At 52.7% G+C, this 15,252-nt stretch carries 15 protein-coding genes; 6 read left to right on the forward strand and 9 right to left on the reverse strand.

Annotated elements, in window-relative coordinates; genetic code table 11:
* Nucleotides 1-6: 6 nt before the first annotated feature.
* Nucleotides 7-585: a GNAT family N-acetyltransferase gene (locus KB236_09630; GenBank protein ID UIF28783.1), complete on the reverse strand. Its 579-nt coding sequence runs from the start codon at nt 583-585 to the stop codon at nt 7-9.
* Between the two features lie 122 nt (nt 586-707).
* On the opposite strand from KB236_09630, the gene KB236_09635 reads away from it, so the two are divergent.
* From KB236_09635 to KB236_09650, 4 genes are all read left to right on the forward strand, one after another.
* Nucleotides 708-1,355 (forward strand): NAD(P)H-binding protein, encoded by a 648-nt coding sequence (locus KB236_09635; GenBank protein UIF28784.1) that lies wholly within the window; start codon nt 708-710, stop codon nt 1,353-1,355.
* A gap of 95 nt (nt 1,356-1,450) precedes the next feature.
* A complete protein-coding gene (gene brnQ, locus KB236_09640) occupies nt 1,451-2,794 on the forward strand; it encodes a branched-chain amino acid transport system II carrier protein (GenBank protein UIF28785.1) in 1,344 nt (447 codons plus the stop codon).
* A gap of 153 nt (nt 2,795-2,947) precedes the next feature.
* Nucleotides 2,948-3,631, forward strand: a complete 684-nt coding sequence (locus tag KB236_09645) for a YjjG family noncanonical pyrimidine nucleotidase (protein ID UIF28786.1) — start codon at nt 2,948-2,950, stop codon at nt 3,629-3,631.
* Between the two features lie 246 nt (nt 3,632-3,877).
* A complete protein-coding gene (locus tag KB236_09650; protein ID UIF28787.1) occupies nt 3,878-4,147 on the forward strand; it encodes a hypothetical protein in 270 nt (89 codons plus the stop codon).
* Nucleotides 4,148-4,181: 34 nt separating this feature from the next.
* Here the strand turns inward: KB236_09650 and KB236_09655 are convergent, their stop codons facing one another.
* The 8 genes from KB236_09655 to rpmH form a co-directional block, all read right to left on the reverse strand.
* Nucleotides 4,182-4,412 carry a type II toxin-antitoxin system Phd/YefM family antitoxin gene (locus KB236_09655; protein UIF28788.1) on the reverse strand — a complete coding sequence of 77 codons (231 nt, stop codon included), beginning with the start codon at nt 4,410-4,412 and terminating at the stop codon, nt 4,182-4,184.
* A gap of 64 nt (nt 4,413-4,476) precedes the next feature.
* Nucleotides 4,477-4,857: a hypothetical protein gene (locus KB236_09660; GenBank protein UIF28789.1), complete on the reverse strand. Its 381-nt coding sequence runs from the start codon at nt 4,855-4,857 to the stop codon at nt 4,477-4,479.
* Nucleotides 4,858-5,318: 461 nt separating this feature from the next.
* Nucleotides 5,319-7,229: a tRNA uridine-5-carboxymethylaminomethyl(34) synthesis enzyme MnmG gene (gene mnmG, locus KB236_09665; GenBank protein ID UIF28790.1), complete on the reverse strand. Its 1,911-nt coding sequence runs from the start codon at nt 7,227-7,229 to the stop codon at nt 5,319-5,321.
* Between the two features lie 66 nt (nt 7,230-7,295).
* Nucleotides 7,296-8,690, reverse strand: a complete 1,395-nt coding sequence (gene mnmE / locus KB236_09670) for a tRNA uridine-5-carboxymethylaminomethyl(34) synthesis GTPase MnmE (GenBank protein ID UIF28791.1) — start codon at nt 8,688-8,690, stop codon at nt 7,296-7,298.
* 234 nt (nt 8,691-8,924) lie between these two features.
* Complete coding sequence (locus KB236_09675; GenBank protein ID UIF28792.1) at nt 8,925-9,701, reverse strand: protein jag; 777 nt, start codon at nt 9,699-9,701, stop codon at nt 8,925-8,927.
* A 529-nt stretch (nt 9,702-10,230) separates the two neighbouring features.
* Nucleotides 10,231-11,064 carry a membrane protein insertase YidC gene (gene yidC / locus KB236_09680; GenBank protein ID UIF28793.1) on the reverse strand — a complete coding sequence of 278 codons (834 nt, stop codon included), beginning with the start codon at nt 11,062-11,064 and terminating at the stop codon, nt 10,231-10,233.
* 2 nt (nt 11,065-11,066) lie between these two features.
* A complete protein-coding gene (gene rnpA / locus KB236_09685; protein ID UIF28794.1) occupies nt 11,067-11,423 on the reverse strand; it encodes a ribonuclease P protein component in 357 nt (118 codons plus the stop codon).
* A gap of 104 nt (nt 11,424-11,527) precedes the next feature.
* A complete protein-coding gene (gene rpmH, locus KB236_09690) occupies nt 11,528-11,662 on the reverse strand; it encodes a 50S ribosomal protein L34 (protein UIF28795.1) in 135 nt (44 codons plus the stop codon).
* Nucleotides 11,663-12,198: 536 nt separating this feature from the next.
* On the opposite strand from rpmH, the gene dnaA reads away from it, so the two are divergent.
* Together dnaA and dnaN are read left to right on the forward strand one after the other, a co-directional pair.
* Nucleotides 12,199-13,566 carry a chromosomal replication initiator protein DnaA gene (dnaA, locus tag KB236_09695; GenBank protein UIF28796.1) on the forward strand — a complete coding sequence of 456 codons (1,368 nt, stop codon included), beginning with the start codon at nt 12,199-12,201 and terminating at the stop codon, nt 13,564-13,566.
* A 268-nt stretch (nt 13,567-13,834) separates the two neighbouring features.
* Nucleotides 13,835-14,974, forward strand: coding sequence for a DNA polymerase III subunit beta (gene dnaN, locus KB236_09700; protein ID UIF28797.1), 1,140 nt, complete (start codon nt 13,835-13,837; stop codon nt 14,972-14,974).
* Nucleotides 14,975-15,252 lie beyond the last annotated feature (278 nt).

Raw genomic sequence — 15,252 nt, forward strand, 5'->3', positions numbered from 1 at the left:
GACGCGTTAGTCGGTGGTGGTGTTTTCATCCGGGATTGTTCCACGTGAAACAGCCCACCATTCCTGCGCTAAGATACCGAATTGATACAAATCCAGCCACTGACCGTCCTGATAAACGGCCTCACGGTTGATGCCTTCGCGAACGAAGCCGACCGCATTGTACGCCCTAAGTGCCGCTTGATTATTGGCGTTCACGTCCAGGGTTACCTTGTGTAGGCCCAGTTCATTGAAGGCAAACGACAAGATCGTATTGAGCGTATCCACCCCGTAGCCCTGACCGCGATCGCTAGCCACGGGCAACGCAATCCCCAGTTCCGCCCGGCGATTCTTAAATTGAATCTCGTCTAACAGGACCCAGCCTAGCAGGCCATCATCGGCATTAGCCCGGACCATGAAGAAGAAATGGTCGTCACTGTCGGGATCGGCAGCGAGTTCGGCGTACTCTGCGGCCGTCCACGGATGTAGAGCATCGGCCGATAAGTTGCGCAGCAGGCCGGGCTCCCACTGCGTATCCTGCAACCACTCGGCATCCCCGTCTCGCATTTCCGTTAAGTGTACCAACTGTCCTTGAACCACATTTTTCATTCGATTGCCCCCTCGGCGTTTTCTCCTACTCTACCACACCTGCAACCACGATGAGGCTTAATTGTTGGCGGTCACCCTAAAAACCGGTATACTGATCCCAGCAAAATATGGGAGGTTCCTTTATGAAAATAACAATTATTGGGGCAACTGGGATGGCTGGATCGGCTCTCGTGGCGGAGGCTTTACGGCGCGGCCACACGGTCACAGCGCTGGCGCGTTCGGCGGATAAATTGGCTCAACTGCCAACGCATCCCCAACTCACGACCAAGGTTCAGGACGCCTTTGCCCTGACCACCACCGACTTGGAGGCCGCCGACGTGGTCATCGACGCCTTCGCCACTGCTCCTAGCCTGGCCTTTCAGCATGTCGACCTCGCCGCCAATCTGATTGCCAAGCTACGGACCACCACGACACCCCGAGTGGTCTTCATTCTGGGGGCCGGGAGCCTGCAAACGGGAGACGATCACCACTTGTTCGTCCACGACATCGCCAAGGACCCCAATGCGGCCAGTTTTCTCAGCGTCCCTCAGAACCAATTGAAGGAACTCAACTTTCTGCGCGATGTGGACAACGTCAACTGGGTCGGCGTTTCACCAGCCGCGGATTTCCACCCCGGTGAAGCGACGCCTTACCTGATGGGTGACGACGACTTGCTGGTCAACGCCGAGCAACAGTCTGGCACATCCGCCGGAACCATGGCCGTGGCCATTCTCGACGAACTGGAACACCCGCAACATCACCAAACCCGGTTCACCGTCGCTGATAAATAAATTTGTAAGAGGTGCCCGTTTCATTGGGCGCCTTTTTTTGCTATGCTTACCTATGGTCTGCACGACCGTACTTACAATAGAAAGTTGCGATTACTTTGAAAACTCGATTATCTTGGCGGGAACTGCTCTTCATCGGCATGATGCTGTTCGGCCTCTTCTTTGGTGCCGGTAACCTGATCTTTCCCGTTTTTCTAGGGCAACAAGCCGGTCAAAACGTCGGCCCAGCCATCATCGGCCTCCTGCTCACTGGGATTGGCCTCCCCTTACTGGGGGTCACCGGGATCGGCCTGACCCGCAGCGAGGGCGTCTTCGACCTGGCGACGACCGTCAACCGGCCGTTTGCCTACGCCTTTACGGTGCTCCTCTACCTGACTGTGGGGCCTTTCTTCGCCCTGCCGCGACTCGCTACGACGTCGTATCAGATTGGCCTCGCGCCGTTCGTCAGTCGGGCGCATCAGGGTCTCGTCCTAGCCAGCTTCTCCATCCTCTTCTTCGTGCTGGCTTGGTGGCTCGCGCGGAATCCGGGAAAGCTGATGACCTACATCGGTAAATGGCTCACACCCATCTTCTTGATTCTGCTAGGGTTGCTAATTCTCGCCACCTTCATCAAACCCATGGGCGGCTTTCACTTCGCCGCCCGGGGCGCTTATGCGGCCAGTCCGCTGGCCACCGGCTTTACTGAGGGTTACAATACGCTGGATGCCTTGGCCTCACTAGCCTTCGGGATTGTGGTCATCGACAGCATTCGCGCGCTGGGCGTCACCGAACCCGGACAGATTGCCAGAGACGTCATCAAGGCCGGGACCATTAGCGTGATGCTGATGGGGCTGATTTACACCCTGCTGGCCTTGATGGGCACCATGAGTCTGGGCAAATTCGCCGCCGCGGCCAACGGTGGGATTACGCTGGCGCAGATTGCCAACCAGTACTTCGGCGTCTTTGGTAACCTGCTACTGGCGTTAATCGTCATCATCGCCTGTCTGAAGACGGCTATCGGCTTAATCTCGGCCTTTGGCGATACCTTTCACGACATGTTTCCGCGGCTATCCTATCCGTGGCTGATCGTCTTCGCTAGTGCCCTCCCCTGTCTGTTCGCCAACGTCGGGCTGACTAAATTAATCAGCTATTCGACGCCGGTTCTGATGTTCCTGTACCCCTTGGCCATCGTCCTGATCGTCCTCGCGGTGCTCTCACCGCTATTAGGCACGAGTCGCTGGTTGTTCGGCTTAGCCATGTTATTCACACTGATTCCGGCCATCTTCTCGGCCGTGGCCGCGCTCCCCACGAGCCTGCAACAGGCCGGGTGGAGTCGCGCCATTCTCGCGGTGAACAATCAGCTTCCCTTAGCCGCTCAAGGGTTCAGTTGGGCGGTTCCGGCGCTCGTCGGCATCATCCTCGGGTGGTGTGCGGGACAGCTGGCGCAACACAAACCAGCTTAAATTTCGAAGCATGGGTCAATCGCCTTTGGGCGCACGACTAGTTTCAAGACACCAGCGTTGGGGACAGCTCGTTCTCAACGCTTTTTACTTTGATTGGAACTTTTCGCGATAATTTGCTAAAATCAGGAAAACTCATTCGAAAGGTGCGCGCCCATGAAAAAATATGCCATCATTGATTTAGACGATACCCTGCTTGACTTTACCCGCGGTGAAAATGAGGGGGTCACGCAGTTACTTCAGGAAAACGGCGTCACCGATGTCCAACGCGGCCTGGCTACCTATGTGCAGATTAACCGCAACATCTGGCACCAGATTGAACTGGGCGCCGACCGCAAACCGTTGCTAGATCGCCGCTTTACCCAAGCCTTCGGCGCACTGGGGGTCAGGGTCGACGGACTCGCCTTGGAAAAGCAGTACAAGTCGATGCTGGATCACAACTATTACACGTTACCCGGCGCGACCACCTTTCTCGCTGACCTTAAACGCGCTGGTGTAACGGTCATCGCCGGCACCAATGGCACCAAGTCCATTCAGCTTAACCGCCTACGCGGATCTCGTCTGAGCGGCTACTTCGACAACGTCTTCATCTCCGAAGATGTGGGCTTCGACAAACCAGACAAGCGCTTCTTTGCGCCCATCTTCGCCCAGTATCCGACCATGTCCGCAGCCAATACCGTCATGATCGGTGACAGCCTACACTCCGATATTCTCGGAGCGACCAACGCCCATCTCGACAGCATCTGGTTCAACCCCCGGCACGTGGCCGGCTCGGCTAACTATCACCCAACGCATGAGGTTGACTCATTCACGACGCTCAAGCAACTCTTGTTGGCCTAACCCCCGATAGCGGGTGGGTCGCCTTACCGTGATACCACCAGTTAAAACTGAAGCCTTTATCCTTAAAATTGACACGAATCGCCCGTTAACGTTGAATGGTCTAGCGCTAGCGGGCGATTTTTTCGTTCGGTGATTTATTTTACTTTTGAGGCATTAACTTCCCCCTTTAACCAGAATTTCTGGTATGATGGTACCAAGTTATAATTGAAATCTCATATTCTCATTTAACGAAACGAGGTGAAGACCATGACCGAAACACGTTTTCCAACCACCCCAGCTAAGGTTATCGTTCCCATTCTGACACTGGTTCTGTTAGTTGCCATGCTTACTCTTCAGACGCCCCAAATCGTTGCTTTTCTCTGTTTTAGTTCATTGATTACTGCGATGCTGCACTTTAATGTCTTTGAGAGCACGACCGACAGAAACCCGTTGAACCGAATCGACTTTACCCTGCAAATCATTTTCTTAATTTCCTCAATTGCCCGGGCATTCATCATGGGGAGTGGCAAATACTAAGACCTGTAGTCGCGCGATCTCGCGCGGCTTTTTATTAGCCCCACTCAATCTTGTCGAGATCGAGAACGGCTTCCTCTCGTACAGGCTGCTGGGCCGCTTCGAGTGCGGCCTTTAAGGCTTCCCATTCATGTTTGGCCACAATGACCGCCGAATTGGCATCATTGCCGTCCGTTGGTGTCACCACCACGGTTTCTTGCTGGTGGTTCACCTCGTCTAAAATCTGCAGCAGGGCTTGTTGCGCCGCTGCTGGTGAATAACGCTTCATCTACTCGTCCCCCTGAAAATTCCCGTTCATTTTACGTTCACGGGTACTCCAAATAACCAATTGCTTACACTGGCACGGTGGCCAGCGTCCCCAGTAACACAGCCGCCAACAATAGCTGGCTACCAACTAAGTACCACGCTTGGCGTCGCCACAAGTCACGCGTCGCCGGCGGATAGGTGCGTTGCCGATGCTGATAGTAACTTGTTCCCGTCGCCAATACATCGACCAGTAGTAGCAGGCCGATCACCCGGGCGTCCAGCCAAGCCGGCCGCCACAGGCCAACGGCGACGTACAGTAACCCTAAGTATAAAAAGCCATGGTACACCGTGCGGCTATGTGTGGGCCGTACGGTCGTTGCTTGTTGCAACTGGCGGAGCGTGCGGTGGTGTAACCCGTGGCTCACTAGAACCAAGACAATCCCTAGACTCAACAGACCAATTCTCATAACGTAAAACTCCCTACTCGAGATTTAATTCCCCAGTGTTCAATTTTACCGAAGGTCGGTCGTGATTCCTAGGTATTTCCACGCTTTTCATTACCTTACATAGGCGGTCTTATCTCACGACCAGAAATATCGTTTACGTACGCCTATATCCGAGCTTCTCACCCTTTGAAATCACGTGTCTGACCAGTTGCCTTTGCCGAAGAAGCGCATCTCCTTGTCACCATCGCCGCGGACTGTGCCCCGATCGAAAGTGAAGACCACTTTCACATCTCGCCCGATGCCTCGTGCATTTCGTTTAAGCCTGGTCATCATTCAGGTTAACCAACCAACGTGTTGTTTCTGCAAAGAACGTGTAAAGGTTTTGTATCACTATTATTAATAATTTTATAGTTATTAATAACTAATCCAATGATTACAAAAAGGACGATCACCCATTTTTGGTGATCGTCCTTTGCTTTATCTTATTTGACTTTGGCAATCTTTCCTTGCTCGATGTACACGCTCAGAATCGCGATATCAGCCGGGTTAACCCCGCTGATTCGGCTGGCCTGCGCCAACGTCTCGGGTTGGATCTTCTTTAGCTTCTGGTGCGCCTCAGTGGCTAAACCATCGATGGCATCGTAGTCGATGTTCGCCGGAATCGCCTTGGCCTCCATCCGCTTCAACTTCGCCACGTTATCCTCGGCCTTCTTAATGTAGCCGGCATACTTCAGCGAAATCTCAATTTCTTCCACGATGTGGCGGTCAAGCGGCTGCTCTGGCGCCGGAATAAAGTCGAGGAGCGTCTGGTAGTCCACGTAAGGCCGCCGGAGGAAGACCGCGGCTAACACGCCGTCTTGGAGCGGCTTGTCGCCATGGCTTTCGATAAAGGCGTTGATACTCTCGTTAGGCTTGATACGGATGCTATTCAACCGGTCAATTTCTGCCTTCAGGGCCGCCTTCTTGGCCAAGAAGGCTTGGTACCGGTCGTCGCTAATCAAGCCCAGTTCGTGCCCCTTGGCCGTCAAACGCAGGTCGGCGTTGTCGTGACGCAAAATCAAGCGGTATTCGGCCCGGCTCGTCAACAAACGGTAGGGCTCGTTAGTCCCTTTGGTCACCAGGTCATCAACCATGACCCCGATGTAGGCATCGGAACGCTTCAACGTGAAGCCCGGCTTGCCGAGAGCCCGCAAACCGGCGTTAATTCCGGCCAACAGTCCCTGACCAGCGGCCTCTTCGTACCCAGACGTCCCGTTGGTTTGCCCCGCCGTGAACAGGTTCTTCAGTGGCTTGGTTTCCAAGGTTGGCCGTAACTGGTAAGGCGACACAACATCGTATTCGATGGCGTAGCCCGGCCGCATCATTTGGGCATCTTCCAGACCCTTAATGGAGTGGAGAATCTTCTGCTGAACCTCTTCTGGCATGGACGTTGAGAGCCCCTGAACGTACCATTCGTCCGTGTGCCGGCCCTCTGGTTCCAAGAAGAGTTGGTGCCGAGGCTTATCGGCGAACCGGACGATCTTGTCTTCGATGGATGGGCAGTACCGGGGACCCACACCCTCGATAACCCCCGTGAACATTGGCGCGCGGTCCAAGTTGGCCTTGATGATCTCGTGGGTCTTCTGGTTGGTGTATGTCAGCCAGCAAGACAGCTGGTTCTTCAGGTCCAGGTAGGCGCTATCCGGCGTGGTAAAGCTAAAGTGGTTGGGTTCCTTGTCCCCTGGTTGTTCTTCCGTTTCATCGTAGTGAATGGTGTTGCCATCCACCCGTGGCGGCGTCCCGGTCTTGAACCGTTCCAGATTGAAGCCATACTTCGGCAGGTTGGCCGTCAGCTTATTGGCGGGTTGGGAGTTGTTGGGACCGGATGAGTACATCAATTCCCCGATGATAATTTTGCCCCGTGCGGCCGTCCCAGCGGCAATCACGACGGCCTTGGCCTGGTAACGGGCCCCGGTATTGGTGATGACCCCCTTGCAGACGCCATCTTCGACGATCAAATCATCCACGATCCCCTGACGCAGGGTCAAGTTGGGTTCGCGTTCGATGGTGTGCTTCATTTCGGCGTGGTAAGCGTGCTTATCCGCCTGGGCGCGTAAGGCACGGACGGCCGGGCCCTTCCCAGTGTTCAGCATGCGCATCTGCACGTAGGTCTTGTCGATGTTGCGGCCCATTTCACCACCCAAGGCATCAATTTCTCTCACGACAATCCCCTTGGCAGGGCCCCCGACAGAGGGGTTACATGGCATAAAGGCCACCATGTCTAGATTGATCGTCATTAACAGGGTCTTGTTGCCCATCCGCGCGGCGGCCAGAGCGGCCTCGCTACCGGCATGACCGGCTCCGACGACGATAACGTCGTAGTCCTGTCCCGGATATTCAATTACTTCAGTCATGGTTCTTTCCCTCCATGCCCGATCGTCGGATTGGCGGCGGTCAAGCGGTCTCTTAGTGGTTTTAACTTATTTTCCTAAACAAAATTGGCTAAATAGCTGATCGAGTAGCTCATCTTGATAGCTGTCCCCGGTAATCTCACCCAGTAAATCCCAGGCACGGGTCATGTCGATCTGCACCAGATCCACGGGCATCCCCGCGGCAATCCCGTGCATCACGTCGTCCAAGGCCGCGCTGGCCTGATGAAGCAGGCCGATGTGCCGGGCGTTGGTGACCATCACCGTGTTCTGACTGGACTCGATGCCCTCGTCAAAGAACAGGTGAGCAATCGTTTCTTCCAGCTTATCCAGTCCCGCACTCTGCAGGATGGATGTTTCGATGATGGGGCTATCGCCAGCGGCTTGTTTGAGCGCCGTCATGTCGAGCTTCTGCGGTAAGTCCGTCTTGTTCAAAATCAGGATGCGCTGTGTGTCGGCGGTCGCCGTCAGGAGCTGTTCATCCTCGGCAGTCAACGCCTCGCTGGCATTAAGCACCAACATCACCAAATCGGCGGTGTTAATGGCCTTACGCGAACGTTCAACCCCAATCTTTTCGACCTTGTCCGTCGTATCGCGGATACCGGCCGTGTCGATTAATTTCAACGGCACTCCCTTGACATTGACGTATTCTTCAATCACGTCACGCGTGGTCCCGGCCACGTCGGTCACGATCGCCTTGTCTTCGTGTAGCAGATGGTTCAGTAGGCTACTCTTCCCGACGTTAGGCCGCCCGACAATCGCCGTGGCAAGGCCTTCTCGCAGGACCTTCCCCTGCTTAGCGGTGGCCAGCAACGCTTGAATCTGCTTCTTGACCTCCTGGGCCTTCTCCAGCAGCATCTTCGTGGTCATGGTCTCCACGTCGTCGTATTCAGGATAGTCGATGTTGACTTCGACTTGGGCCAAGGCGTCGAGAATGTCCTGACGCAGGTGCCGAATTAATTTTGACAAGTCCCCGTCCAACTGGTCTAAGGCGACCTTCATGGACTTATCCGTCTTCGCTCTGATCAGATCCATCACGGATTCGGCCTGAGTCAGATCAATCCGTCCGTTCAAAAAGGCCCGCTTGGTGTACTCACCGGGTTCCGCCAGTCGTGCGCCGTAGCTCAGGCACAGCTGTAAAATTCGGTTCGTTGCCACGATACCACCGTGACAGTTAATCTCGACGATATCTTCTTTGGTATAGGTCTTAGGCGCCCGCATCACGGTCACCATGACCTCGTCGACTTCTTCGTTCGTCTCGGGGTCCATGATATGGCCGTAATGAATCGTATGGCTCGGCACCTTGGTTAAATCCGCACCCTTGAACAACTTACCGGCAACGGCGAAAACCTCTTCACCGCTCAACCGAATAATGGAAATGCCCCCCTCACCAGGCGGGGTCGAAATCGCTGCAATCGTATCAAATTCTGTTGTGGTGACTGCCATGAGCCATCCTCCTTTTGTGTTCTCTTCTGTCGTTTGTTCTCGATCAAGTTCCGTCAGTCGGACCGGAATTTTCCGTTCTTCGGCCCGGGCGTATCATTTAACGCCATAAAAAAAAGCACCTACTCCACGCCACCTAACTGTGCGTGGATAAAGTACTTTCACTACTTTATCGTAAACTTGATAAGAATGATTGTCTTCACTATAAGGGGTAATCGGCCGTTTGTCAAACGAAAGTTATGCCGGCTCGATCACGACGGCGCGGTGGGGTTCCTTCCCCGCCGAATAGGTCGTCACGTACCGGTTCTTGGCCAGGACCGCGTGAATTTGCTTGCGTTCAAACGACGGCATCGGGTCCAAATAAATCGGCTTACCCGTGGCCACCACCTCACGCGCCGTACTCTCCGCCAAGCGCGTCAACGTGGCCGCGCGCCGTTCCCGGTAGTTCGCCACATCCAATTCCAATTCCACATGGGCGGCCCCGTGGTGATTTAAAAATAACTGGCCCAGACTCTGTAGCGCATTGATGGTCCGCCCGTGCTTGCCAATCAACAAGCCTTCCTTATCCGTGGTGAAGACCAACCGCACCTGACGATGGCCCCCCGCCTCAGCGTCTATCGTGGCGTCTATGCCCAATTGTTCGACAATGGTTGCCAAGTAATCCTGCACGGCATTAATCGCCGCCTCGCGTCGTTTACGGCGTTCCTGGGGCGTCACCGTTGGTTCGGCTGGGGTGGCTGATTGCGTGGCCGCCTTGGCGGGCGTCGCTGTCGCAGCGGCCGCTGATTGGGCCTTGACTGCTGGCTTAGCGGGTGCCGACTGCACCGGTGCCGCTGAGTCCTCAGCCACCGTCTTCAAGACCACGTCAACCATGGCCTCACGCCGACCAATGCCCAAAAATCCCTTCCGTGGAGTGGCGACCACCTTGGTAACAACTTGGTCGCGACGACTATTTAGTGCGGCCAATCCCGCCGCAATCGCCGCTTCTTCCGTTTTCCCCGTGTAGATTGTCATCGTCCATTCCTCCATGTCTTTTTCGCTAAAATTTAGTATACCATAACGGTTGCGGCGCGCCCGGTAATCCGTTTGAAATTTGTGATTTTCCGGGAAACCCGCTTCGTGGCAAGCCACAATGTTTAAGGATTGTCTAAGCTCTTGGAAATCGCGCAACAAATCTCGCTGAAATAACATTAGTAGTAAGTATAGGACGCTGATTGGGAGGTGAGGCAATGTTGGTTATTTAAGGGAATTTAGTGGGTGGTGGTGTTTAGGTGGGAAAGATTGGTCGTTGCTGGTTATACTGGTTCGACTCGTTTAGTTGGTTCTTTGCTTAGATGATCCGGAAACTGGCGGCCTTCGAAACGCGTTTCGCAAGCCAGATTCTTCCGCTTAGAAAAATAAGGCGCTCCTGTCCGACATAGCCGAACAGAAACACCTTATTTCCCTAATGCTCGGAATCTAAACGGCTTGCTGCACGCTCTTACACAAAAAGACCCACAACCATTTCTGGCCGCGGGTCGATAAAATGCATTTATGCGTTCTGTTACTTGCGTTTGCTTTGCTTGGCACGCCGGATGGCCTTCTTGACCGCCCGATCGTGATCTCGCTTTTCCTTATCCTTGGCATCGCGTTCCGCTTGGATCTTCCACGGATTTTGAATTAACAAGGTTTGACCAACTTGGAACACGTATGAGATTGTCCAGTATAGGGACAGAGATGATGGCACGTTCAAGGCCGTGAAGAAGACAATCACGGGCATCCCGACAACCATCATGGTGCTCATCGAGTTCGATTCTGGCATCGACTTGGTGCTTAACCACGAACTAATCATCGTGGCGACAGCGGCCAAGATCGGTAGGATGAAATACGGGTCTTTGTGACCCAATTGGAGCCACAAGAAATCTCCGGACCGCAACACGGCCGTCCGCCAGATCGCTTGATACAAGGCCCAGATGATTGGCAACTGAACCACAGCCGGCAGGCAACCCAACATTGGGTGAACGCCCGCTTCCGAATACAGCTTCTGCTGTTCGGCCTGCATCTTTTGCATCGTTTCGCGATCTTTAGAGGAGTATTTCTTTTGTAAGGCTTTTAATTGTGGCTGGAGGTCTTGCGTCTTGCGCATGCTGCGGGTCTGGAAGATCATCAGCGGCAATAAGATAATCCGCACGATAATGGTAAAGATGATAATCCCGACACCGTAGCTTCCGCCGAACATGTGCGCCAACCCGATAATGGCCCGGGAGAAGTTCAGAACGATCCAGCCGTCCCAAATCCCGGTACTCTTATCCGTGATTGGCGTGTTGCTACAAGCGGAAAGGATAAAGACCAAACTCACAATACCTAGCATAAGTAGGGTACGTTTGTACTTTTTCACTTTTATTCCTCGCTATAGTTGGAATCTAGCAGTTTTGCCAGCTTCAAAACATGAATCAGGCTGCTCTTCGCATCGGTCATGGAAATGCCGTCTGCCCGAGGCCGAGCAATCACGAGAAAGTCCACATCTTGCTTCAAATGTGGCTTTAACTCGAGTAAGCTCTGCCGAATCCGGCGTTTCACCCAGTTACGGTGGACTGCGTTACCAATCTTTTTACCGACCGAAATGCCAACTCGAAAATGTAATTGATCAGGCTTTTCCATTGAATACACCACAAATTGCCGGTTAGCGACTGAATTTCTGGTTTCAAAGACCTGCTGAAATTCCGCTTCTTTCTTAATGCGGTAAGATTTTCGCATGGTGCATCTCCAAAATTCTCAACGATTTGTTGAACAGTCCGCGAGCGATTAGAGTTCCAGTCAACTCGCAGATAAAATAAAAAGACCACTGAACCATCAGCGGCCTATGCAGACAATACTTTACGTCCCTTTTGACGGCGACGTGCTAATACTTGACGGCCATTGCTAGTGCTCATACGCTTGCGGAAGCCGTGGACACGTGAACGGTGACGTTTCTTTGGTTGGAAAGTGCGCTTCATCGTAAAATCTCCTCTCTTAACTATGACTATTTTTTATCTGGTGAAGCCAGACAAATACTAAATGCATTTCCTGAACATATTAGCATAAATTCCGGAGAATGGAAATAGGAACTTTGAATTTCCAAGAAAAAGTTGTCCCCGGCGAAATTTGTTTCATGCACTTCAGCTGTGGATAACTCTAAATTTAGAAAAAAGTTTTTCCGGACTTTCCCACCAGGTTATCCACTGTTCCACAGCCTGTTTATTTCTAAATTTTAGGCTCGGTTGATTCTGTGGATAACTTGTGAAACACTTGATACTATCGCGTTTTAAGATAACACTTCCCTGTGCATAACTCAGTTAAAGCAAAACTATCCACAGCTTTTGAACTGCCTGTGGATAACTCTATTCACTTCCTGTGAAACAATTATGCACAACACAAAATGACCTGTGGAAAACTTTTTTTCTTCATGCTACACTGGACTTACGTTTTCGTTTGGGCCTCGTGCGCCCATCTGGAAAATGACATTCTAAAAAAATAATAGGGGGATTCATCAGTGCCAGATATGTCAACTTTATGGACTGATATCAAGGCGTTATTTGAAGAAAATAACACACCAACGACCTACAAGACTTGGATCGAAACGGCCAAGCCCATTGCCTTAGAGGGCAATCAATTGACGTTGGAACTTCCGTCACCCCTGCATCGTGATTACTGGACCCATCAACACCTGGACCAGCAATTGGTAGAATACGCATACCAAGCCGCTCACGAAGATATTCAACCCGTTTTAATCATTGAAAGTGAACGCCAACAACAGGCGACACGTAAGGCGAAGACCGCCGCACCAACGGCGACCACGGTCACCGAGACCGGTGAGCCGACACCCACTTTTATGAAGGAAACGGCGCTGAATTCCCGCTACACTTTTGACACTTTCGTCATCGGAAAAGGCAACCAAATGGCCCATGCTGCGGCCTTGGTCGTCTCCGAAGAACCCGGCGTGATGTACAATCCGCTGTTCTTCTACGGTGGCGTGGGCCTTGGTAAAACCCACTTGATGCACGCGATCGGCAACAAAATGTTGGAAGATCGCCCGGATACCAAGGTTAAATATGTCACCAGCGAAGCCTTCACGAATGACTTTATTAATGCGATTCAAACCCGGACGCAGGAGCAGTTCAGACAGGAATACCGTAACGTCGATCTGCTACTGGTCGATGATATTCAGTTCTTCGCTAATAAGGAAGGAACCCAAGAAGAGTTCTTCCATACGTTCAACGCGCTTTACGACGATGAGAAGCAGATTGTCTTGACTTCCGATCGCCTACCAAACGAGATTCCTAAGCTCCAAGACCGTTTAGTCTCGCGGTTTGCCTGGGGGTTATCCGTGGACATTACGCCACCGGATTTGGAAACGCGGATCGCCATCTTACGGAACAAGGCCGATGCCGATCAGATCGACATCCCCGATGACACGCTCAGCTATATTGCGGGTCAGATTGACTCCAACGTGCGTGAATTAGAGGGCGCGCTGGCACGGGTTCAAGCCTACCACCAGCTGATGCACCAACCGATTACCACCGACTTGGCCGCCGAAGCGTTGAAGAGCCTGAACCTGGCTAACGCCACCGATGCAATTACCATTCCGGTGATTCAGGACCGCGTCGCCAACTATTTCCACGTCTCGCTCAAGGATCTGAAAGGGAAGAAGCGTAAGCAAGCGATTGTGGTCCCCCGGCAGATTGCCATGTACCTGTCGCGCGAGCTAACGGAGGCCTCACTACCCCGAATCGGCAACGAGTTCGGCGGTAAGGATCACACCACCGTCATTCACGCCTACGATAAGATTCAAGATTCCCTCAAGACAGACGCCGAACTTCAAAAAGATATTGATAATCTGAAAGACGAACTCCGGCGTTAGGACGAAACCGTCCGAGTCGACGCTAACCAGCAGACTCGTGACGGTTTTTTAGTGACCACTTGCGGTATGATAGAACTAGGGCCCACGGAGCGTGTGGATAAAAATGGAAAAGGGCTAAAGTTTTCCACAAGTTATCCACAGGTGGAAAAGCTAGTAACACAAGTGGTTCTTCAAAGTTATCCACAGAATACACCGCTCTACTACGGCTACTGTTTTTTCTTTTAATTAAGTCAACTACGCACCACTAAAAAAAGGAGTGTCTCAACTTATGAAATTTTCCATTAACCGGGCGGCCTTCATTAAGGAACTCAACAACGTCTCACGTGCCATTTCATCAAAGACCACCATTCCCATATTGACGGGCATTAAGATTGTGGCCAGTGATGCCGGGCTCTTGCTCACTGGGTCTAACGCCGATATTTCGATTGAATCACTCATTCGTGCGGACGATCCCGATATTGGGTTAAGCATTGACGAACCCGGATCGATTGTCCTCACAGCGCGTTTCTTCAGTGAAATTGTTAAACGTTTACCGGAACAAACCATGACGGTCACGGTCAAGGACGGGTTCCAAACCGAAATCACGTCCGGGTCTGCCGCCTTTAACATTAACGGTCAAGACGCCAACAACTATCCGCATTTACCAGAAGTTGACGCGGGGGATTCCGTCGTGCTATCCGGTGCGGTCTTCAAGGAATTGATTAGTCAAACGGTTATTGCCGTATCCAACCAAGAAAGTCGACCGATCTTGACGGGGGTGCACTTCGTCTTGGCTGACAACCAGTTCTTGGCGGTCGCCACGGACAGTCACCGGCTATCTCAACGGCAAATCGAACTGCCAACCCAAACGGATGCGGCGTTTGACGTGATCATTCCCGGGAAGAGCCTAACGGAACTTTCCCGGATGATCGGGGATGACGACAGCGACGTGAAGATGCAATTCTCCGAAAACCAAGTGTTGTTCCTATTGGGTGACACGTCGTTCTACTCTCGGTTGCTGGAAGGCAACTACCCGGACACGTCACGGTTAATCCCGAAGGAAGCCTCGACGACCGTTGAATTCGAAGCACCAGAATTGTTGGCCGCGGTGGAACGGGCCTCTCTGTTGTCTCACGAATCGCGGAACAACGTGGTTAAGCTGACGTTGACACCGGCCGACAATCAGGTCACGATCTTCAGTAATTCCCCAGACGTCGGGAACGTGGAAGAAGAGTTGGCACCCAAGGAGATTACGGGGAATGACCTCGAGATTTCCTTCAACCCCGACTACATGAAGGACGCGTTACGGTCATTTGGCCAAACGACGATCCGCGTGGCCTTCACCTCCGCGCTGCGGCCATTCACGTTGGTCCCAACGGAAGACACCAGCAACTTTATCCAACTGATTACGCCAGTTCGGACGTTCTAAAGTTAACGTTAACGTTGCGTCACCTCGATTCTTGAGGTGGCGTTTTTTGGTTAAAGCGTGTAGAACCAGGCGATTAGCCAGTGCGCCTAAACGGAGACTTACCGGCAAGCTGGTAGGGACCAGAGAACGCGCTACTTTCATGCCCGCTTGCAAAGCCCCCGGCTAGCCGTCAGTTGCCGACCAAATTCCCCGAATTGACCAATCCGCGCAATGAGGCGGAAATTGGGCCAGTAACTTCCTGAAAATAACTGGGAAAATCCCGCATTTTTCACGTGAAA

This window comes from Levilactobacillus brevis (assembly GCA_021383565.1).
In the GTDB taxonomy this organism is placed as follows: Bacteria; Bacillota; Bacilli; order Lactobacillales; family Lactobacillaceae; genus Levilactobacillus; species Levilactobacillus brevis_B.

Coding starts and splice junctions, on each gene's coding strand:
- KB236_09650 (UIF28787.1), top strand. CDS start 3,878: ATGACCGAAACACGTTTTCCAACCACCCCAGCTAAGGTTATCGTTCCC.
- mnmE (UIF28791.1), bottom strand. CDS start 8,690: ATGGCAGTCACCACAACAGAATTTGATACGATTGCAGCGATTTCGACC.
- mnmG (UIF28790.1), bottom strand. CDS start 7,229: ATGACTGAAGTAATTGAATATCCGGGACAGGACTACGACGTTATCGTC.
- KB236_09635 (UIF28784.1), top strand. CDS start 708: ATGAAAATAACAATTATTGGGGCAACTGGGATGGCTGGATCGGCTCTC.
- KB236_09675 (UIF28792.1), bottom strand. CDS start 9,701: ATGACAATCTACACGGGGAAAACGGAAGAAGCGGCGATTGCGGCGGGA.
- KB236_09655 (UIF28788.1), bottom strand. CDS start 4,412: ATGAAGCGTTATTCACCAGCAGCGGCGCAACAAGCCCTGCTGCAGATT.
- KB236_09645 (UIF28786.1), top strand. CDS start 2,948: ATGAAAAAATATGCCATCATTGATTTAGACGATACCCTGCTTGACTTT.
- rpmH (UIF28795.1), bottom strand. CDS start 11,662: ATGAAGCGCACTTTCCAACCAAAGAAACGTCACCGTTCACGTGTCCAC.
- dnaN (UIF28797.1), top strand. CDS start 13,835: ATGAAATTTTCCATTAACCGGGCGGCCTTCATTAAGGAACTCAACAAC.
- KB236_09660 (UIF28789.1), bottom strand. CDS start 4,857: ATGAGAATTGGTCTGTTGAGTCTAGGGATTGTCTTGGTTCTAGTGAGC.
- KB236_09630 (UIF28783.1), bottom strand. CDS start 585: ATGAAAAATGTGGTTCAAGGACAGTTGGTACACTTAACGGAAATGCGA.
- rnpA (UIF28794.1), bottom strand. CDS start 11,423: ATGCGAAAATCTTACCGCATTAAGAAAGAAGCGGAATTTCAGCAGGTC.